17 protein-coding genes and 3 tRNA genes are annotated in these 17222 nt (G+C 71.4%); 7 read left to right on the top strand and 13 right to left on the bottom strand.

Annotated features, from left to right (window positions below):
* Positions 1 to 50 precede the first annotated feature (50 nt).
* Positions 51 to 126, top strand: a tRNA-Ile gene (locus JQC91_RS09550).
* Between the two features lie 4 nt (positions 127 to 130).
* Here JQC91_RS09550 and JQC91_RS09555 read toward each other — a convergent pair.
* Positions 131 to 1369 (bottom strand): ATP-binding protein, encoded by a 1239-nt coding sequence (locus JQC91_RS09555; RefSeq protein ID WP_203286607.1) that lies wholly within the window; start codon positions 1367 to 1369, stop codon positions 131 to 133.
* Between JQC91_RS09555 and JQC91_RS09560 the strand changes: the two genes are divergently transcribed.
* Both JQC91_RS09560 and JQC91_RS09565 read left to right on the top strand, forming a co-directional pair.
* The gene (locus JQC91_RS09560; protein ID WP_203286608.1) at positions 1368 to 2255 is read left to right on the top strand and encodes an MBL fold metallo-hydrolase; all 888 of its coding nucleotides are present in this window, start codon (positions 1368 to 1370) and stop codon (positions 2253 to 2255) included. The genes JQC91_RS09555 and JQC91_RS09560 overlap by 2 nt on opposite strands.
* Before the next feature lie 61 nt (positions 2256 to 2316).
* Positions 2317 to 2391: transfer RNA gene (locus JQC91_RS09565), tRNA-Asn, on the top strand.
* Between the two features lie 17 nt (positions 2392 to 2408).
* Here the strand turns inward: JQC91_RS09565 and JQC91_RS09570 are convergent.
* Both JQC91_RS09570 and JQC91_RS09575 read right to left on the bottom strand, forming a co-directional pair.
* A complete protein-coding gene (locus tag JQC91_RS09570; RefSeq protein ID WP_203286609.1) occupies positions 2409 to 3215 on the bottom strand; it encodes an extensin family protein in 807 nt (268 codons plus the stop codon).
* A complete protein-coding gene (locus JQC91_RS09575) occupies positions 3212 to 4159 on the bottom strand; it encodes a L,D-transpeptidase (RefSeq protein ID WP_203286610.1) in 948 nt (315 codons plus the stop codon). Before JQC91_RS09575 ends, JQC91_RS09570 begins: the two co-directional genes overlap by 4 nt.
* A 114-nt stretch (positions 4160 to 4273) precedes the next feature.
* Between JQC91_RS09575 and JQC91_RS09580 the strand changes: the two genes are divergently transcribed.
* Positions 4274 to 4347 (top strand) — tRNA-Gly (locus JQC91_RS09580).
* A 39-nt stretch (positions 4348 to 4386) separates the two neighbouring features.
* Positions 4387 to 4866: a thioesterase family protein gene (locus JQC91_RS09585; protein WP_203286611.1), complete on the top strand. Its 480-nt coding sequence runs from the start codon at positions 4387 to 4389 to the stop codon at positions 4864 to 4866.
* 52 nt (positions 4867 to 4918) lie between these two features.
* On the opposite strand, the gene pgi is transcribed toward JQC91_RS09585, so the two are convergent.
* The 4 genes from pgi to JQC91_RS09605 are packed head-to-tail and all read right to left on the bottom strand — an operon-like array spanning position 4919 to position 9845.
* Positions 4919 to 6526 (bottom strand): glucose-6-phosphate isomerase, encoded by a 1608-nt coding sequence (pgi, locus tag JQC91_RS09590; RefSeq protein ID WP_203286612.1) that lies wholly within the window; start codon positions 6524 to 6526, stop codon positions 4919 to 4921.
* Complete coding sequence (gene pgl, locus JQC91_RS09595; protein ID WP_203286613.1) at positions 6523 to 7191, bottom strand: 6-phosphogluconolactonase; 669 nt, start codon at positions 7189 to 7191, stop codon at positions 6523 to 6525. The genes pgi and pgl overlap by 4 nt, the downstream gene beginning before the upstream one ends.
* Positions 7188 to 8636, bottom strand: a complete 1449-nt coding sequence (gene zwf / locus JQC91_RS09600) for a glucose-6-phosphate dehydrogenase (protein WP_203286614.1) — start codon at positions 8634 to 8636, stop codon at positions 7188 to 7190. Before zwf ends, pgl begins: the two co-directional genes overlap by 4 nt.
* 39 nt (positions 8637 to 8675) lie before the next feature.
* Positions 8676 to 9845 carry an anhydro-N-acetylmuramic acid kinase gene (locus JQC91_RS09605; RefSeq protein ID WP_203286615.1) on the bottom strand — a complete coding sequence of 390 codons (1170 nt, stop codon included), beginning with the start codon at positions 9843 to 9845 and terminating at the stop codon, positions 8676 to 8678.
* Positions 9846 to 9901: 56 nt separating this feature from the next.
* Here JQC91_RS09605 and tyrS point away from each other — a divergent pair, with 56 nt between their 5' ends.
* Complete coding sequence (gene tyrS / locus JQC91_RS09610) at positions 9902 to 11155, top strand: tyrosine--tRNA ligase (protein WP_203286616.1); 1254 nt, start codon at positions 9902 to 9904, stop codon at positions 11153 to 11155.
* A gap of 64 nt (positions 11156 to 11219) precedes the next feature.
* The gene (locus JQC91_RS09615; protein ID WP_203286617.1) at positions 11220 to 11420 is read left to right on the top strand and encodes a hypothetical protein; all 201 of its coding nucleotides are present in this window, start codon (positions 11220 to 11222) and stop codon (positions 11418 to 11420) included.
* Between the two features lie 33 nt (positions 11421 to 11453).
* Here JQC91_RS09615 and JQC91_RS09620 read toward each other — a convergent pair whose 3' ends face one another.
* From JQC91_RS09620 to JQC91_RS09645, 6 genes are all read right to left on the bottom strand, one after another.
* Positions 11454 to 12005 carry a peptidylprolyl isomerase gene (locus tag JQC91_RS09620; protein WP_203286618.1) on the bottom strand — a complete coding sequence of 184 codons (552 nt, stop codon included), beginning with the start codon at positions 12003 to 12005 and terminating at the stop codon, positions 11454 to 11456.
* Positions 11998 to 12501 carry a peptidylprolyl isomerase gene (locus JQC91_RS09625; RefSeq protein WP_203286619.1) on the bottom strand — a complete coding sequence of 168 codons (504 nt, stop codon included), beginning with the start codon at positions 12499 to 12501 and terminating at the stop codon, positions 11998 to 12000. The genes JQC91_RS09620 and JQC91_RS09625 overlap by 8 nt, the downstream gene beginning before the upstream one ends.
* A gap of 61 nt (positions 12502 to 12562) precedes the next feature.
* Complete coding sequence (locus tag JQC91_RS09630; protein WP_203286620.1) at positions 12563 to 13321, bottom strand: DUF533 domain-containing protein; 759 nt, start codon at positions 13319 to 13321, stop codon at positions 12563 to 12565.
* A 32-nt stretch (positions 13322 to 13353) separates the two neighbouring features.
* Positions 13354 to 13716, bottom strand: coding sequence for a hypothetical protein (locus JQC91_RS09635; RefSeq protein ID WP_203286621.1), 363 nt, complete (start codon positions 13714 to 13716; stop codon positions 13354 to 13356).
* A 130-nt stretch (positions 13717 to 13846) separates the two neighbouring features.
* Positions 13847 to 16204: a TRAP transporter large permease subunit gene (locus JQC91_RS09640; protein WP_203286622.1), complete on the bottom strand. Its 2358-nt coding sequence runs from the start codon at positions 16202 to 16204 to the stop codon at positions 13847 to 13849.
* A gap of 42 nt (positions 16205 to 16246) precedes the next feature.
* The gene (locus tag JQC91_RS09645) at positions 16247 to 17182 is read right to left on the bottom strand and encodes a TRAP transporter small permease subunit (protein ID WP_203286623.1); all 936 of its coding nucleotides are present in this window, start codon (positions 17180 to 17182) and stop codon (positions 16247 to 16249) included.
* Between the last annotated feature and the right edge of the window lie 40 nt (positions 17183 to 17222).

A 17222-nucleotide genomic window follows, 5' to 3' on the forward strand; every position in this document is an offset into this window, starting at 1 on the left:
CGCACGCCCGGCGCGGCATCCCCGCACGGCGGGGCCGGCGGTCCCGCAGGGGGCCTGTAGCTCAACGGTTAGAGCAGAGCGCTCATAACGCTTTGGTTGCAGGTTCGAATCCTGCCGGGCCTACCACCCCTCAGCGCGGCAGCACGATCTCCGCGCGCAGCCCGCCCCCCGTCGCCTCCCCCAGCCTGAGCGAGCCGCCATGCGCCCGGGCGACGTCGCGCACGATCGACAGGCCCAGCCCCACGTTCCCGCGCGTATTCGTCCGGGCCGCGTCGAGCCGGGCGAAGGGGCGCGTGACCGCCTCGCGCTGCGCCTCCGGGATGCCGGGGCCGTCGTCCTCCACGACGATGGAGACCGACCGATCCCGCGCCTCCACCCGGACGTCGGCGCGCGTGCCGTGCCGCAGCGCGTTCCCGACGAGGTTCGCGACCGCGCGGCGGATGCCCTCGGGTCGGACCGGCGCGCGGAGCGGATCGCCACGGACGGTCGCCCCGCCCCCGGGGGCGGCCATCTCGGCGGCCTCGCGCACCAGCGCGGTGACGTCCGCCTCCACCCGCGCGTCCGTCGCGTCCGAGCGGGAGAAGTCGAGGAAGGTGTCGATGATCCGCTCCATCGCGGCCACGTCCCGCCCGAGGGCCTCGGCCTCCTCCCCGTCCATCATCGACAGCTCCAGCTTCATCCGCGTCAGCGGCGTCCGCAGGTCGTGGCTCACGCCCGAGAGCAGGAGGGTCCTCTGGTCGATGTGCCGCTCGATGCGCGCGCGCATGTCGAGGAAGGCGTGGCCCGCCGCGCGCACCTCCGTCGCGCCGGTGGGCTTGAACTCGACCGCCTCGCCGCGCCCGAAGGCCTCGGCCGCGCGGGCGAGGCGGCGGATCGGGCGGATCTGCCCGCGCATGAACAGGATGGAGACCGTGCTCATCAGGAGCCCCACGATCACCATCAGCACGAGCAGCTGGTGCGGGTTCGACGGCGTCACGGCGTTGCGGCGGAAGGACATCGTCACGCCGTCCGCGAACCCCGCCTCCACCCGCCGCCGGTCGGAGGACAGGTCCACGGCGACGAGGTCCTCGAACTGCTCGTGCAGTTCGCGGATCAGGGCCCGTCCCGAAAGGTCGTAGAAGCGGCGCCCCGGCTCGACCGGTCCCGACCCGAGCGTGATCCCCAAGCCCTCCGCCACGCCCGGGTCCGCGCGGGCGAGCCGCATGTCGCGCGCCATGTTCCGCGTCATCTGCGCCGTGACATCCTCGAAATGGCGCTGCAGGAAGGCGAAGCCCACGGCGATCTGGAGCACGATGACCGGGGTGAGCAGGATCAGCGCGGCGCGGGCGTAGAAGCTGCGCGGCATGTATCGCTTGAGGGAGAACGCCATGCCCCCACGCTACGGCGCGCCGGAGGAGGTGGGAAGCGGCGTCCGGCGCGTGCTCTGCCCGAACCCGTCGCCGATGACGGAGGCGGGGACGAACGCCTACGTGCTCCACGACGCGGGCGAAGCCGTGGTCGTCGATCCGGGGCCGGACCTGCCGGAGCATCGCGCCGCGCTCCTCGCGGCCGTGGAGGGCATGCGGGTGGCGGCCGTCGTTGTCACGCATCCGCATCTCGACCATTCCCCCGGCGCGCGGCCCCTCGGGGACGCGGTCGGCGCGCCGGTCCTCGCCTTCGGGCCGCCGGAGGCCGGACGCTCGTCGACGATGCGGGCGCTGGCGGGGATCGGCGGGGGCGAGGGCGTGGACGACGGCTTCGCCCCCGACGAGCCCGTGGCGGACGGGGCGGAGATACGGTTCGGGGCGACCGCGCTGCGGGCACTGTGGACCCCCGGCCACATGGCCTCGCACATCGCGCTGCACTGGCCCGACCGGAAGGTCGCGTTCACGGGAGACGTGGTGATGGGCTGGGCCTCGACGATGATCTCGCCGCCGGACGGCGACCTCGGCCAGTTCATGGCGTCCCTCGACCGCATGGAGGCGCTCGGCGCCATCACGGCGCTGCCGGGCCACGGCGGGGCCGTGCCCGACCTCGCGGCGCGGTGCCGCGCTCTTCGGGACCACCGCCGCGCGCGGGAGCGGCAGGTGCTGGACGCCTTGGCCGCGCACGACACGGTGGAGGGTCTGGTCGGCGCGATCTACGCCGACGTGGCCCCTGCCCTTCACCCCGCGGCGGCGCGCAACGTGCTCGCGCACCTGATCCACCTCCGGGAGGCGGGCCGGGTCGAAGCGGTGCCGGGCGTGGGCCTCGGGGCACGGTGGCGTCGCGCGTGACGAAACCCGCCCACGCCCCCTTGCGCGGTCCTTCGGGCGGCGCTATCCGCGCCCCCGGTGTTCCGGCGTAGCTCAGCGGTAGAGCAGTTGACTGTTAATCAATTGGTCGCAGGTTCGATCCCTGCCGCCGGAGCCATCCTCCCCTCCTGACGATCACTGGCACAGGCGGAAGCCGCCGTCGCGCTCGACCATGTCGAGGTGCAGGTGGTCGTCGTGATACTCGTCCGAGCCCGGGCCGAGCACGGTGGTGAACTCCATGCAGGCGGATGCACGCACGGCGTCTTGGAACGCCTCGGCCAAGGTGCCGTCGCGCTCGCGCGGCATGATGGCGATGGGCTCGCCCTCCGAGAAGGAGAAGGAGATCACGTCCACCGCGTTGCCGAAGCTGTGCTCGGACGGCTTGCCGTCGGGCTGGTTGTTGCGGCGGCGGCAGACATAGGTCGCGGCGTGGCCGATTGCCGTCAGGTCGCCGCGCCCAACCCGCTCGGTCGCCGGGAGGACGAAGTCGCGGGTCCAGCGGGCCGTTGCCAATGCTGCATCGCAGCGAAGCGGGTTCGCCGGCTCGAAGGCGATTCCCGGCAGCACCTCGGAGAGCTCGACGGGGCGGAGGATGCCGCAGTCGGGGTCATTCGCGGCGACGATCGGATCGACCTCGGAATAGGTCGCACCGATCTCGTCGAGCGCGGCGAGGCAGGTCGCGTACGCCTCGTCCGAGAGGGCGAGAGTCTCGCGGATCGGCGCGGCGTCCCGGGTGGCCTCGGCCCCTGCCGCGATCCCGTCGGAGGCGTCGGCGGCGGGCGTGTCGTCCTCCGCCGCCTCCGCGCCGTCCGACCCGTCGAGGGACGGATCCTCCGCGACGTCGCCGGACAGGTCCGCGGGGCGCGGCTCCGGCGCGACGGAGCCGTCGACCTGCGCCCATGCGGGCGTGGCGAGCAGGAGGACGAGGGCCGCGGCCCTCACTCGACGAACTCCACCGTGACCCCTTGGGACACCATGAACGCGAGCTCCTCCGCGTCCCAGTTCGTCAGGCGGACGCAGCCATGGCTCGCCTCCTGGAACAGCGACGCCGGCTCGGGGGTGCCGTGGATGCCGTAGGTCTCCTTCGAGAGGTCGATCCACACCGCGCCCACGGGCCCGTTCGGGCCGGGCGGCAGCGTCAGCGGCTCCGCGTTGTCGCCCTGCTGGAAGTTGACGTCCGGGCGGTAGGAGTAGGTCGGGTCCATCGCCACGGCCACCACCTCGACCGTGCCCGAGGGCGAGGGCGTCTGCTGCGAGCCGATCGCGGCCGGGTAGCTCGCGAGGATGGCGCCGTCCGCGTCCATCGCGTCGACGCGCCCATCGGCCTTGCGGACGGCGATGCGGGTCACCTCGCCCTCCGTACGGTCGCCGGGGGCGGCGACGGTGATCGTCTGGCCCGCCTCGAAGGATGTACCGTCGTTGAGCGCGCGCAGCACGTCCTCGTCCATGTGGAACCGCTCGGCCAGCCGCTCGGCGACGGAGGTGTGGGGGATGGCATCGCGCTCGGCCAGCTCGGCGTAGTCGTCGGGGAGGCCGTCCGACGCGATGCCGGAGACGTCCTCCTCGGTGATGGTGTAGTCCTGCACCGCAGGCTCCATCGACGGGCCGCCCAGCGCCTCCCAGACCTCCAGATCCAGCTGGCCGTCGACCTCGAACCCTTCGCGGCGCTCGAAGGCGCGCAGCGCGGTCTCGGTCATGCCCCCGTCGTAGCCGTCGATCACGCCGGGCGAGACGCCCGCGCGGTCGAGCAGCACCTGGGTGGCGAAGGCGAGGCCGGACTGCCCTTCGGAGAGCGCCTCCCCGTCGAAGGCGGCGGAGCGGATGTCCTCCGGCGTAAGCGCGGCGGCGGGCGATGCGGCGAGGAGGAGGGCGGCGAACAGGCGCATGTGAAATCTCGTGCAGGTTGCGGTGCGCGACCAACGCCCCGCCCCCCGTCCGGGTTTCCCCGCGCCCGCTTGCGCCCGTCCCCGCGCGCGTCTATCTCCGCCGCATCGGTGCGCGCGGGTATGGTGAAAAGGTATCACGCGAGCTTCCCAAGCTTAAGTTACGGGTTCGATTCCCGTTACCCGCTCCACCGCCGATCCCCATCTCCGCCACGACCCGAGGGGACCGCATGGACCTCCTGAGACCGCTCGACCTCCCCGCCCTCCGCGCCGCGGGCGTGCCGGAACCCTTCGCCTTCGGTCAGGCCGATCGGGTGCGGTTCCACGAACTCGACGTGCTCGATCACGTGAACAACGCGGTCTACCTGTCGTGGTTCGAGACGGTGCGGATCGCCTACCTGCGGGCCTATGGGATCAGCGACTACGCGGGCGCGGCGGACCGCCCGGTGCTGGTGCTGAAACGGGTGGAGGTGGACTACCACCGTCCCCTGCATCTGGAGGACGTCTACGTCGTCGCGGCGCGGACCGTCGCCTATCGCCGGACGTCGTGGGCGATGGAGTATCAGGTGTGGTCCGGCGGGCATCACTGCGCCACGGGCGGGGCCGTGATCGTGCTGATGGAGCCAGACTTCGTGACGAAGAAGCCGCTGCCGGAGGCCTACGTGCGGGCCTTCGCGGAGCGGGACGGGGCGGAGGATGCGACAGGGTGATCGGCGGGCTTGGTGAGGCCCACCCCGCGTCGGGCGGGCCCCGCAGTGCCGATCACCGATCGCGCATCCCACGCAGCTTCCCGAGCAGCAGCCGCGTCGAGGCGTCCTTGCCCGCCGCGTCTCCGCCCTCGACCAGCGGCTCCAGCGACTTGGCCAGTTCCTTGCCCAGCTCGACGCCCCACTGGTCGAAGCTGTTGATCCCCAGCATCGCGCCCTCGCAGAACACGCGGTGCTCGTAGAGGGCGACGATCGCGCCCAGCGTGCGGGGATCGAGCTTCGGGTAGACCAGCGTGGTCGAGGGCCGGTCGCCGGGGAACACGCGGTGGGCGGCCTGCCGCTCCAGCTCGTCGCCGGTGAACTTGCCCGCTAGCATGTCCTTCGCCTCGGCGTGGGTGCGGCCCTTCATCAGCGCCTCGGACTGGGCGAGGCAGTTGGCGATGAGCAGCCGGTGGTGGTGGTCGAGGGCGGGCTCGTGCCCCTCGGCGGCGACCATGAACTCGCAGGGGACCGGCGTGCGGCCCTGGTGGATGAGCTGGTAGAAGGCGTGCTGGCCATTGGTGCCCGGCTCGCCCCAGACGACGGGTCCGGCGGGGCCTTCGAGCGGCGCCCCGTCCATGGTCACGCCCTTGCCGTTGCTCTCCATCTCCAGTTGCTGGAGGTAGGCCGGCAGCCGCGCGAGCCGGTCGTCGTAGGGCAGCACGGCGCGGGTCGGGTAGCCCCGCACCTGGTGGTGCCAGATGCCGACGAGCGCCAGCAGGACCGGCATGTTCCGCGCGAGCGGGGCCTCGCGGAAGTGGTCGTCCATCGCCCGCGCCCCCGCGAGCATGTCGTCGAACCCGTCCGGCCCGATGGCGAGCATCAGCGACAGGCCGATCGGCCCCCACATGGAGTAGCGCCCGCCGACCCAGTCCTCGAAGCCGAACACCCGCTCCTCGGGGATGCCCCACTCGCTGGTCTTGTCGGCGGCGGAGGAAAGCGCCGCGAACTGCGCCGCCGGGTCCTTCACCTTCCTCGCCATCCAGTCCCACGCCGTCTTGGCGTTGGTCATGGTCTCGGTGGTGGTGAAGGTCTTGGAGGCGACGATCACGAGCGTCTTTCGCGGGTCGAGCCCCTTGGCCGTGTCGGCCCAGTCCGCCCCGTCCACGTTCGACACGAAGTGGCAGCGCGGCCCGTCGTGGTAGGGAGCCAGCGCGCGCACCGCCATCGCGGGGCCGAGGTCGGAGCCGCCGATGCCGATGTTGACCACGTCGGTGATCTTGCCGCCCTGCCCCTTGACCTCGCCCGTCCGCACCGCGTCGGCGAAGGCGCGCATTCGCTTCAGCGTCTCGCGCACGTCGGGCATGACGTCCGAGCCGTCGACGGTCATGCGGGCGTCCGGTCCCGCGCGCAGCGCGGTGTGCAGCACGGCGCGGCCCTCAATCTCGTTGATCGCCTCGCCCCGGAACATGGCGTCCCGGCGGGCGGGCACGGGGGCGGCGAGGTCGAGCAGCCTGTCGAGCGCCTCGTGAGTGATCGACGTCTTGGAGAAGTCGAAGGTCATCCGCCCCAGCGAGACGGCGAAGCGGCCCATGCGGTTGTCGCGCCCCAGCAGGTCGCGGATCGGGCGGGTCTCGACGGCCCGCAGGGCGCGCACGCCCTCCCAGAAGTCGTGGTCGGTCATGGGGCCCAGTGCACCTCCGCGTTTCTCAGGAACGCCGCGATGGGCGCGTCGAGGGGGTCCATCCCCTGCGCGCGCTCCAACGCGGCCCGCTTCTCGTCCCCGGTGATGAGGACGTGGGTCTCCATCGCGCCCTTCAGCACGGGCGCGGTGAGGGTGATGCGCGGCTCCTGCCCCTCGGGGTGGACGCCCATCAGGCGGGGCGCGTCGTCGGCCAGCGCGGCCTTGGTGGCGGGCTCGCCGGGGAAGAGCGAGGCGGTGTGCATGTCGCCGCCCATGCCGAGCAGCAGCAGCGAGATCGGCAACTCCCCGTCGAGGCCCGCGGCGAGGCGGGACGCGCCCTCCTTGGGCGTGGGCGCGTCGTTCACCATCGGCACGAGGGTGGCGGCGGCGGCGCGCCCGGTCAGCAGCGTCTCGCGCAGCAGCTTGGTGTTGGACCGGGCATGGTCCTCCGGCACCCAGCGCTCGTCGTTGAGGAAGACGTGCACGCGCTCCCATTCGAGGTCGGCGTCCGCGAGCAGCGCGAAGGTCTCGCCCGGGGTGGAGCCGCCGGGGACGCAGAACGAGGCGTGATCGTGGACCAGCAGGCAGTTCTTGAGCGCGGAGGCCAACACGTCGGCGAGCGCCATCGCCTGCATCTCGCGGTCGGGATACGTGCGGAGCTTCATTCCCCGTCCCCCAGGTCGCGCCAGCGGCGTCCGTCGGCGTGGACCAGCATCATCGCCTCCTCCGGCCCGGACGAGCCTTGGGCGTATTGGTGGGGGCGCTGGCCCTCCCATGCGTCGATGATCGGATCGGTCCACTTCCACGCGGCCTCCACCTCGTCGCCGCGCATGAACAGGGTCTGGTTGCCGCGGATCACGTCCATGATCAGGCGCTCGTAGGCGTCGGGCATCGCGTCCTCGCCCAAGGCGTCCGCGAATGTCATGTCCAGCGGCGCGGTGGTCAGGCGCATGCCGCCCGGCCCCGGCTCCTTGACGGTCACGGCGAGGTCGATCCCCTCGTCCGGCTGAAGGCGGATCACCAGCGCGTTGGGGCGCGCGCCGTTGTCGCGCTCGAAGATCGAGTGGGGCGCGTCCTTGAACTGGATGACGATCTCGGAGTGGCGCTTGGCCATCCGCTTGCCCGTCCGAAGGTAGAAGGGCGTGTGCGCCCACCGCCAGTTCGAGATGCCGACCTTCATGGCGACGAAGGATTCGGTCGTGCTGTCGGGCGCTTCCGCGTCCTCGCGGTAGGATGCCCCGTCCGGCCCCGCCTTGTACTGGCCGCGCACGACGTGCTCGGGCTCCACGGGGTCGAGCGCGCGGATCACCTTGAGCTTCTCGTCGCGCAGCATGTCGGGCTCGAACCGCGTCGGCGGCTCCATCGCCGTCAGGCAGAGCAGCTGCATTAGGTGGTTCTGCACCATGTCCCGCATGGCGCCCGACTTGTCGTAGTACCCGCCGCGCCCCTCCACGCCGAGCTCCTCGGCCACGGTGATCTGGACGTGGTCGACGTAGCGCTCGTTCCAGAGGGGCTCGAACAGGACGTTGGCGAAGCGGATCGCCATCAGGTTCTGGACCGTCTCCTTCCCGAGGAAGTGGTCGATCCGGTAGATCTGGTCCTCGCGGAAGGACTCGGCGAGGTGGTCGTTCAGCTCCTTCGCCGAGGCGAGGTCGTGGCCGAACGGCTTCTCGACCACGAGGCGGGCCTCGCCCTCGGTCAGGCCGTTGGCCTTGAGCCGCGTGGCGAGGTCGCGGAAGAGCGCGGGTCCGACGGAGAAGTAGAAGGCGTGGATCACGCCGGGCCGGACCTTCTTGCAGAGCTCCTTCCACCCGCCGTCGCCCTTCGCGTCGATCGCGACGTAGGCGCAGTTCGCCGCGAAGGCGTCGACCTGCCCCTTCTCCCGGAGCCCGGCCGGCACGAACTCCTCCAGCGCCTCGCGGACGAGCTTGCGGAACTCGTCGTCCGACAGGTCCGAGCGGGCCGCGCCGATGAGCTGCGCGCTCTCGGGTGCCTGCCCGGCGACGAAGCGCCGGAAGAGCGATGGGATGATCTTGCGCTTGGCGAGGTCGCCGGTCGCGCCGAACAGGATCAGGTCGAAGTCGTCGACGGGGATGGTGCGGGCGGGCATCGGGCCTCCGGTGTGCTGGACCAGAACCCGGCGTTACCGCTAACGGGTTCCACTCGCCCCGCGCGATACCCCCCTCCCCCGCCCATGTCGAGCGTTGTGTCGAGCCCGCGCCCGGACGGTGTCGAGCGCGCCTTGCGGGTCGCTGACGATCCCGCCCGCGACGGGGGCGGCCACGCCCGTGGTGCCGGGGAACGACGTCGGCAGGCCGCGCAGGACGCGGACCGCGAGGAAGGCGAAGGCCTGCGCCTCAAGCATGTCCCCGTCGAGGCCCACGGACTCGATCGGGTCGACGGCGCAGGGGCACGCCGCCCGCAGCGCGTCCATGATCGCCGGGTTCCGCCGCCCGCCGCCCGCGACGAGGACGCGCGCCGGCATGGCGGGGCATTGCGAGAGGCCGTGCGCGACCGAGAGCGCGATCACCCGCACCCACGTGGCGGCGGCATGGGAGGGCGGCAGGTCGTCGATATCGGCCCCGCGCTCCCGCCACGCGTCGCGGTCGAGCGACTTGGGGGGCACCCGGAAGAAGTAGGGATGGCGCAGGATGGCGGCGGCGAGGGCCTCGTCGGCCTCGCCCTCGCGCGCCAGCCAGCCGTCGCGGTCGTAGGGCTCGCCCAGCCAGTCCTGCGCGAGGTCGTCGATGGGGGCGTTCGCCGGGCCGGTGTCGAAGGCCAGCAGCGCCCCCGCGTCGGCCACGTCCCGCGCCGGGTCGATCCATGTGAGGTTGCCGACGCCGCCGAGGTTCAGGATGGCGACCGGCTCGGCGATCCCCGCATGGCGGACGCAGGCATGGTGGTAGGCTGGCGCCAGCGGTGCGCCCTCTCCGCCGAGGCTCACGTCGGCCGAGCGGAAGTCCCACACGACGGGCCGGTCGAGGCGCGTGGCGAGCGCCGCTCCGTCGAGCGCCTGATGGGTGCCGCGGCCGCCGGGGTCGTGCGCGAGGGTCTGGCCGTGGACGGCGAGCGCGTCGCCCTTGAGGTCGGCGAGGAGGTCCGCGTGCGCGTCCTCGACCACGCGCGCGGCGGCCTCCGCCGCCGGGTCGCCCGGCCATGTCCCGAGCGCCGCGCGCAGGATCGCGCGCTCCGCCTCCGCGTAGGGGCGATAGGCCGAGCGCCCGAGCCCGAGGATCGCCTCGCCGTCCGTCTCGAGGACGGCCGCGTCGACCCCGTCGAGCGAGGTGCCGGACATCGCGCCCACGACCCTGAGCCTCATGGCTTCCCCTCCCCCAGCCCCTTCGCTATCCCGGCGCCCTCACGAGGAGCGACGCCATGACCTACACGCCCAGATCCGACTTCCTGCACGTGATGGTCGAGCGCGGGTATCTGGCCGACTGCACCGACCTGCAAGGGCTGGACGAGGCCCTGATGGCCGGCGTGGTGCCCGGCTACATCGGCTTCGACGCGACGGCGTCCTCGCTGCACGTGGGCTCGCTGATCCAGATCATGATGCTGCGCTGGCTGCAGAGGACCGGCGGCAAGCCGATCGTGCTGATGGGCGGGGGCACGACCAAGGTGGGCGATCCCTCGTTCCGCGCGGACGAGCGGCCCCTGCTGACGCCCGCGCAGATCGACGCGAACATCGCGGGCATCCGCGAGGTGTTCTCGCATTACGTGAGCTTCGGCGACGGCGCGTCCGACGCGATCATGTCGAACAATGCGGAGTGGCTCGACGGCCTGAACTACCTCGAGTTCCTGCGCGACGTCGGCCGCCACTTCTCGGTCAACCGGATGCTGGCCTTCGAGAGCGTGAAGTCCCGGCTGGACCGCGAGCAGTCGCTGTCCTTCCTCGAGTTCAACTACATGATCCTGCAGGCCTACGACTTCATGGAGCTGCACCGCCGTCACGGCTGCCTGCTGCAGATGGGCGGGTCGGACCAGTGGGGGAACATCGTCAACGGGATCGACCTGACCCGCCGGATCATGGACGACCAAGTGTTCGGCCTGACCTCGCCGCTGCTGACGACGGCGGACGGCAAGAAGATGGGCAAGTCGCAGTCGGGGGCCGTATGGCTGAATGCGGACCTGCTCAGCCCCTACGAGTTCTGGCAGTTCTGGCGGAACACGGCGGATGCCGACGTGGGCCGCTTCCTGAAGCTCTACACCGAGGTGCCGGTCGACGAGTGCGACCGGCTCGGCGCGCTGCAGGGCGCCGAGATCAACGAGGCGAAGGCGCGGCTGGCCCACGAGGTGACGGCGCTCCTGCATGGCGAGGACGCGGCGAAGGGCGCCGCCGAGACGGCTAAGGCGGTGTTCGAGCGGGGAGGCGCGGGCGACGACCTGCCGACGCTGACCCTCGCCCCGGAGGAGGCGGCGGCGGGCGTGTCCATCGTGCAGGTGATCGTGCGCGCGGGGCTGGCCAAGTCCGGCAAGGAGGCCAAGCGGCTCATCGCCGAGGGCGGGGCGCGCATGGGCGAGGACGCGGTGACCGACGCGGGGCGCGTGCTGACCGATGCCGACCTTGCCGAGCCCCTGCGCCTGTCGGCCGGCAAGAAACGGCACGCTCTGGTCCGTCTGGGCGAGTGACGGAACGGAGGGGGGGCGGGAGTCGTTCCCTCTCCGGAACCGCAACCACCACGAGGAGCGTCCCATGAGCGCCCCGAACACCGACATCGAAAAGCAGGAGAAGCGGCACGCCGGGCCGCTCATCGGCATGGCGGGGGGCGTGATCCTCGCGCTGATCTTCCTCGGCGCGATGATGTTCTTCCTGATCTCCGACGGCGAGTCCCCGCGCGACGACGCGGCGACCGTGCAGCCGGGCATCAACACCCCCGTGGTGCCCGCCGACTGACGCGGGCGGGGGCGCCGCGGCGCCCCCTGCCCCTCATTCCACGACGGCGACCGTCTCCATGACGTCGGGCTGGCCCGTGACCGCCCCGTTGCCGCCCGTGCCGCGCTTGATCGCGTCGACCACGTCCATGCCCTCGGTGACCTCGCCCACGATCGTGTACTGGCCGTCGAGGAACGGGCCGGGCGCGAACATGATGAAGAACTGGCTGTTGGCCGAGTCCGGGTCGGCCGCGCGGGCCATCCCTACGATGCCGCGGTCGAACGTACGGTCGGAGAACTCGGCCGGCAGGTTCGGAAGGTCGGAGGCGCCCGTTCCCGCACGGCGCATGTCGCCCCCGAGGCGGCCGAACTCGACGTCCCCGGTCTGGGCCATGAACCCGTCGATGACGCGGTGGAACACGACGCCGTCATAGGCGCCCTCGTTGGCGAGCGCCGTGATCCGCTCGACATGCTGCGGGGCCACGTCCTCGAACAGGTCGATCAGGATCGTGCCCTGCGCCTCGCCGTCGACGGTGATCGAGAGGCCCATCGCCCACGCGGGCGCGGCCAAGGCGGCGAAGATGCCGGAAAGGAGGAGGCTACGCATCGGCGGCCACCTTCACGCTGACCATCTTGTCGGGGTTCGCGGGCGGCTCGCCGCGGGTGATCGCGTCCACGTGCTCCATCCCGTCGATCACCCGCCCGTAGACCGTGTACTGCCGGTTCAGGAAGTGGTTGTCCGAGAAGTTGATGAAGAACTGGCTGTTGGCCGAGTCCGGGTTCTGCGAGCGGGCCGCGCCCAGCGTGCCGCGGTCGTGGGGGATGCCGGAGAACTCGGCCTTCAGGTTCGGCTTGGACGACCCGCCGGTGCCCGCGCGGCCCATGTTGCCGCCTTCCTTGCCGTGCTCCACGTCCCCGGTCTGGGCCATGAAGCCGTCGATGACCCGGTGGAACACCACCCCGTCATAGGCGCCCTCGCGCGCGAGCTCCTTCATACGGTCGGTGTGACCGGGCGCGATGTCGGGCAGCAGCTCGATCGTCACGGTGCCGCCGGTCGAGAGCTCCATCAGGATGGTGTTCTCGGGGTCCTTGATGTCGGCCATGGGGGCCTCCTGCCTGTGGGGTGCCCGGCGGAGGTAGCCCGCCGGGCGCCGGAGGAAAACCTCAGACCGGCTTGCCCTGCGCCTCGTGGAGCTGGCGCACCTCGGAGGGACGCATGTCGAGCGCGGACGCGAAGCGGGACAGGAACTCGCGCTCCGGCGCGCGGTCGGGGTCGATCGCGGTGAGGGCGGCGGCGTAGACCTCGGCCTCGTGCCCGGCGGGGACGTCGCGGGCCAGCCCCTCCGGGTCGATCGGCTCGTTCAGCGCGGCCTCCACGGCCTCCCGGTCGCCGGGATCGTTCGCGTCGTCGAGGAGCTCCATCAGGACCTGCCGCTCCTGCGCGTCGATCTCGCCGTCGGCGCGCACGGCTTGGGCCATGGCCCGGATCATCACGCCCGCCGTCGCCTCGTCGGACGGACCGGCCTCGGCGTGCTGCGCCATGTCCGCGTCCGAGCCCAGCGCCGCGGAGCCGCCCGCCATCGCGGCGAGGCCGCCGAGCAGGCCGCCCATGCCGCCCCCGGACATCCCGCCGCCGACGGTCGAGCCCTGCCCGCCCAGCGCGCCGAGCAGGCCGCCGAGGCCGCTACCGCCCGCCGCGCCGCCTGACGACAGCCCGCCCAGCAGGCTCCCGAGGCCGCCCGTCGTGGTGCCGGTGCCGCCGACGCGGCCCTGTATTCCGGAGGACGCGTTCTGCGCGCCGCCCTGCATCTGGCCGATGGAGCGCTTGAGGCCCGACAGCCCGCCGTTGTTCCGAAACGCCTGGACGCCCTTCGCGGCGGCGTAGGCGAGGGCCATCTTCATGGCCATCCGCTTGAGTGACATGGACGTTCTCCCGTTGGTCGGGAGAGGAACGCCTACGCGGGCTCGGGGTTGCGCCGGTTGTGACGGAGCAGCGCGATCGCGAGGCCGGTCGCGACCGCGAGGGAGAGCGCGTCGATGGCGAGGCTCGCGTCCGCGGGGGCGTTGACCTGCAGCACGAGGAGACCGGCGAGGACGAGGGCCACGGGCCACGCCGCGATCCGCCCCGTCCAGAGTGCGCCGCCGATCGCGATCTTCGAGAGGCCGAAGGCCGCGGCGAGCAGGACCATCGAGAGCGGCGGGCGGGGAACGCCGTTGACCACCTGGTCCACCATCACCCAGCCGGCGCCCGCGCCGTAGCAGAGGATGAGCGCCGCGATGATCCGGCGTGGGACGACGGGGTCGGACAGGGCACGCATCGGAAGGCCCTCCAAGCGATTCTGGACGCGGCGGGATTGCCGGTCGGGAAACGATGGGCGGCGATTGTGGCGCCAGTGCGGCCCCGGGACGCAGGTCCCGGGGCCGACGCCTCGAGTGGGACGCGCCGCGCTAGTTGTTCGGCAGCAGGTCCGGCACGATCGTCACGATCGACGGGAACCACCACAGGATCGCCAGCCCGACCACTTGGATCAGCACGAACGGGATGACGCCGCGGTAGATGTGGCCGGTGGTCACCTCCTTCGGCGCCACCCCCCTCAGGTAGAACAGCGCGAAGCCGAAGGGCGGGGTGAGGAACGACGTCTGGAGGTTCACCGCGACCATGATCGTCACCCATTTCGGGTCCAGCTCGCCGCCGTAGATCACGGGGCCGACGATGGGGATCACGATGTAGATGATCTCGAGGAAGTCGAGCACGAAGCCGAGCACGAACAGCACCAGCATCACCACGAGGAACACCGTGTAGATGTTGTCGAAGCTGCGCAGGAACTCTTGGATGTAGTGCTCGCCCCCGAAGGAGATCAGCACGAGGTTCAGGAGCTGCGAGCCGATCAGGATGGTGAACACCATCGACGTGACCTTGGCCGTCTCGCGCACCACCGGCCCGAGCACGCCGGTCCGCAGCAGCACCCAGCAGGCGTAGAGCAGGCCGATGAATGCCGCGTGATAGGCGATCTGCGCGATCACGAGCGCGATCACGTCCGCCGTGGTCGTCGTCTCGAGCCCCGTGCGGAGGTCGAAGTTGATGCCGATGAGCAGCATGATCACGAGCGCCAGCGACGCCAGCAGGATCCAGCGCCCCCCGCGCCCCTCGTCCGAGAGCTTGCGGTAGGCCGCGAGCATGATCGCGCCCCCCGCCCCCAGCGCGGCGGCCGGCGTCGGATTGGTGATCCCCCCGAGGATGGAGCCCAGCACCGCGACGATCAGCACGAGCGGCGGGAAGACCACGCGCAGCAGCTCGTTCTCGGCGAGCCGCGTCAGGCCCGGCCAGAGGCCGACGACGACCAAGGCCATCGGGATCGCCATCAGTACGAAGGTCGCGCCCGAGGTCGTGGTCGGCGTGATGAGCGCCCAGTCGATCAGGAAGGCCAGCGCGATGCCCGCCGCGCCGATGGCCAGGGGACGCCCGTCCTTGAGCGTGTTCACGCCGCGCGCGACCGACAGCACGAGGCCCAGCCCGAGGAACAGGGTGGCGATGCCCGTCCCGATTGGCGCCGCCGTGGCGACAGCCAGCGCGCGGGCCTCGGCCAGCTCCTCGGCCGTCAGCTCCCGCGCCGCCTGAACGCCGCCGGCGGCGTCGATCACCGACTGCTGCAGCACCGCCGCGTCCCACGCGGCCTGCCCGTGCAACTCGATCATCGCGGCTGCGCAGGCGGGCGAGACGTTGGTCCGGAGCGACGCGCTCTCCGAGGCGATGGAGAAGGAGGACACGACGGCGGACTGCGACCCGATCACGTCCACGAGGCCGAGCGCGATCGCGCCGCCGATGATCGCCGCCGGGACGGCGAGGAACCAGACGACGGCGTCGTTGCGCGTGATGGTGGAGCCTGCGGTCCCGTCCATCACGACCGGCGGGGCCTTGTGCGGCCGCAGGAGCGCGTAGCCGAACGCGTAGGCGCCGTAGAGGCCCGCGAGGAAGATGCCCGGCAGCAACGCGGCTTGGAACAGGGTGCCGACCGAGACCACGGCGGGCTCGCCGAGATAGGTCAGCGCGTCCGAGCAGCCCACGAGCTGCGCGCGGTTCTCCTGCGCGGTGGAGTAGATGTCCCCCGCGAGCGTTCCGAGCAGCACGATCACGATGGAGGGCGGGATGATCTGGCCCAAGGTGCCGGACGCGGCGATCACGCCGGTGGAAAGTTCGGGCGAGTAGCCGTTCCGCAGCATCGTGGGCAGCGCGAGCAGGCCCATGGTCACGACGGTCGCGCCCACGATCCCCGTCGAGGCGGCGAGGAACGCGCCCACGATCACGATGGACACCGCGAGGCCGCCGGGCAGCGGGCCGAACACCCGCGCCATCGTCGTGAGGAGATCCTCGGCGATCTTGGAGCGCTCCAAGGTGATGCCCATCATCACGAACATCAGCACGGCGAGCAGCGTCTCGATGGACTGGCCCGCGATGACCCGTTCGTTCATCCGGTTCACGATGAAGGCGATGTTGCGGTCGAGCGCCTGCTCCCACCCGCCGGGGAACAGCGCCTCCTCGACCCGTGGGAGCTCGGGGTAGCGGAAGGTGGAGATCGCGTCGCGCGCCACGCCCTCGGCGAGGAGGGCCGCGTACTCGGCGGACGATGTGTCGATCGCCTGGTGGATGAGGAGGCCCGCGCTGTCGAGCGCCGCGATGATCCCGAAGGAGATGACCCCCGCCCCGCCGATGGCGAAGGCCACCGGGAAGCCGGACATGATGCCTCCGAAGAGGCACAGGAACACGATGATGAGGCCGACCTCGATCCCGTCCAAGCCGAATGGCATTGCGTCTCCCCCCTCAGGCGCGTCCCCGGCGCCGGTCGTCGTTCAGTGCGCCTGCGCGGCGGTCTCTGCGGTCTCGTCGCCGAGGATGTCGCGGTCGAGGTAGCGCCCGGCGGACAGCTCCCCTTCCCGGAACTCGAGCCACGAGCGCCAGAAGAACACGAAGGCCTGCATCAGCGCCGTCGCCGTGAAGAGCACGATCAGCAGCTTGAACAGGAAGTAGGCGTCGAAGCCGTTCGGGCTGAAGCCGATGGTCTCCACGTTCCACCGCAGCGCGCGCGCCTTCATCTCAAGGCGCTCCAGCGGCTCGGACGCCGACGGGTTCGGCACGATCAGGTGCCGCCAAAGGAAGAACCACGAGTAGAGCCAGATCAGCACGAGCGCGGGCACCATGAAGAGCAGGCTCCCGGCCATGTCGATGGCGCGCTTGGTGCGGTGCGACACGGCGGAGTAGACGAGGTCTACGCGCACGTGGCCCCCTTGGATGAAGGTCCACGCCACGCAGAGGCAGACGATCATCGCGTTGTAGAGCTTCAGCTCCTCTGAGTACCACGACAGGTCCTTGGTGAACGCGCTGCCGAACGGCCCGATGGAGATCTCCGAGACGCGGAAGATGCGCTGGAGGAAGACGATCATGATCTGCTGCAGGACCATCACGAGGCCCGCCCAGGCAGCGATCCGCCCGATCCAGTTGAGGACGAACTCGGAGCCGCGCACGACGCCCCAGAGGAAGTCGCGCTTGAAGCCGCCGACCACGGTCAGCACGGCGACGGTCACGAGCACGACGAACAGCAGTTCCGCGCTCGCGCCGTAGTAGACGAAGCGCATGAGCGACTGCTTGGCTTCCAGCGTCGCCTCGGGCGTGTCCCGTTCGAACCCGGCGAGCCACGCCAGCCACGAGGGCGCGTTGATGACGGCCTGCACGACGTGCACGGGTGCGAGCACGATCTGCTGCAGCGTCCAGATCAGTCCTTCGAGCATGCGTCCCCCTCGCGGTGCCCGCTGTCGGAAGGATGCGCCC

Origin of the sequence: Jannaschia sp. Os4 (assembly GCF_016820245.1) — a bacterium.
Taxonomy (GTDB): Bacteria; Pseudomonadota; Alphaproteobacteria; order Rhodobacterales; family Rhodobacteraceae; genus Jannaschia.

Excerpts from the sequence above, each read along its gene's own strand:
- pgl (WP_203286613.1), bottom strand. The coding sequence starts at position 7,191 with ATGAAGCTCCGCACGTATCCCGACCGCGAGATGCAGGCGATGGCGCTC.
- JQC91_RS09560 (WP_203286608.1), top strand. The coding sequence starts at position 1,368 with ATGCCCCCACGCTACGGCGCGCCGGAGGAGGTGGGAAGCGGCGTCCGG.
- pgi (WP_203286612.1), bottom strand. The coding sequence starts at position 6,526 with ATGACCGACCACGACTTCTGGGAGGGCGTGCGCGCCCTGCGGGCCGTC.
- JQC91_RS09605 (WP_203286615.1), bottom strand. The coding sequence starts at position 9,845 with ATGAGGCTCAGGGTCGTGGGCGCGATGTCCGGCACCTCGCTCGACGGG.
- zwf (WP_203286614.1), bottom strand. The coding sequence starts at position 8,636 with ATGCCCGCCCGCACCATCCCCGTCGACGACTTCGACCTGATCCTGTTC.
- tyrS (WP_203286616.1), top strand. The coding sequence starts at position 9,902 with ATGACCTACACGCCCAGATCCGACTTCCTGCACGTGATGGTCGAGCGC.
- JQC91_RS09645 (WP_203286623.1), bottom strand. The coding sequence starts at position 17,182 with ATGCTCGAAGGACTGATCTGGACGCTGCAGCAGATCGTGCTCGCACCC.
- JQC91_RS09625 (WP_203286619.1), bottom strand. The coding sequence starts at position 12,501 with ATGGCCGACATCAAGGACCCCGAGAACACCATCCTGATGGAGCTCTCG.
- JQC91_RS09575 (WP_203286610.1), bottom strand. The coding sequence starts at position 4,159 with ATGCGCCTGTTCGCCGCCCTCCTCCTCGCCGCATCGCCCGCCGCCGCG.
- JQC91_RS09615 (WP_203286617.1), top strand. The coding sequence starts at position 11,220 with ATGAGCGCCCCGAACACCGACATCGAAAAGCAGGAGAAGCGGCACGCC.
- JQC91_RS09635 (WP_203286621.1), bottom strand. The coding sequence starts at position 13,716 with ATGCGTGCCCTGTCCGACCCCGTCGTCCCACGCCGGATCATCGCGGCG.
- JQC91_RS09630 (WP_203286620.1), bottom strand. The coding sequence starts at position 13,321 with ATGTCACTCAAGCGGATGGCCATGAAGATGGCCCTCGCCTACGCCGCC.
- JQC91_RS09640 (WP_203286622.1), bottom strand. The coding sequence starts at position 16,204 with ATGCCATTCGGCTTGGACGGGATCGAGGTCGGCCTCATCATCGTGTTC.
- JQC91_RS09555 (WP_203286607.1), bottom strand. The coding sequence starts at position 1,369 with ATGGCGTTCTCCCTCAAGCGATACATGCCGCGCAGCTTCTACGCCCGC.
- JQC91_RS09620 (WP_203286618.1), bottom strand. The coding sequence starts at position 12,005 with ATGCGTAGCCTCCTCCTTTCCGGCATCTTCGCCGCCTTGGCCGCGCCC.
- JQC91_RS09585 (WP_203286611.1), top strand. The coding sequence starts at position 4,387 with ATGGACCTCCTGAGACCGCTCGACCTCCCCGCCCTCCGCGCCGCGGGC.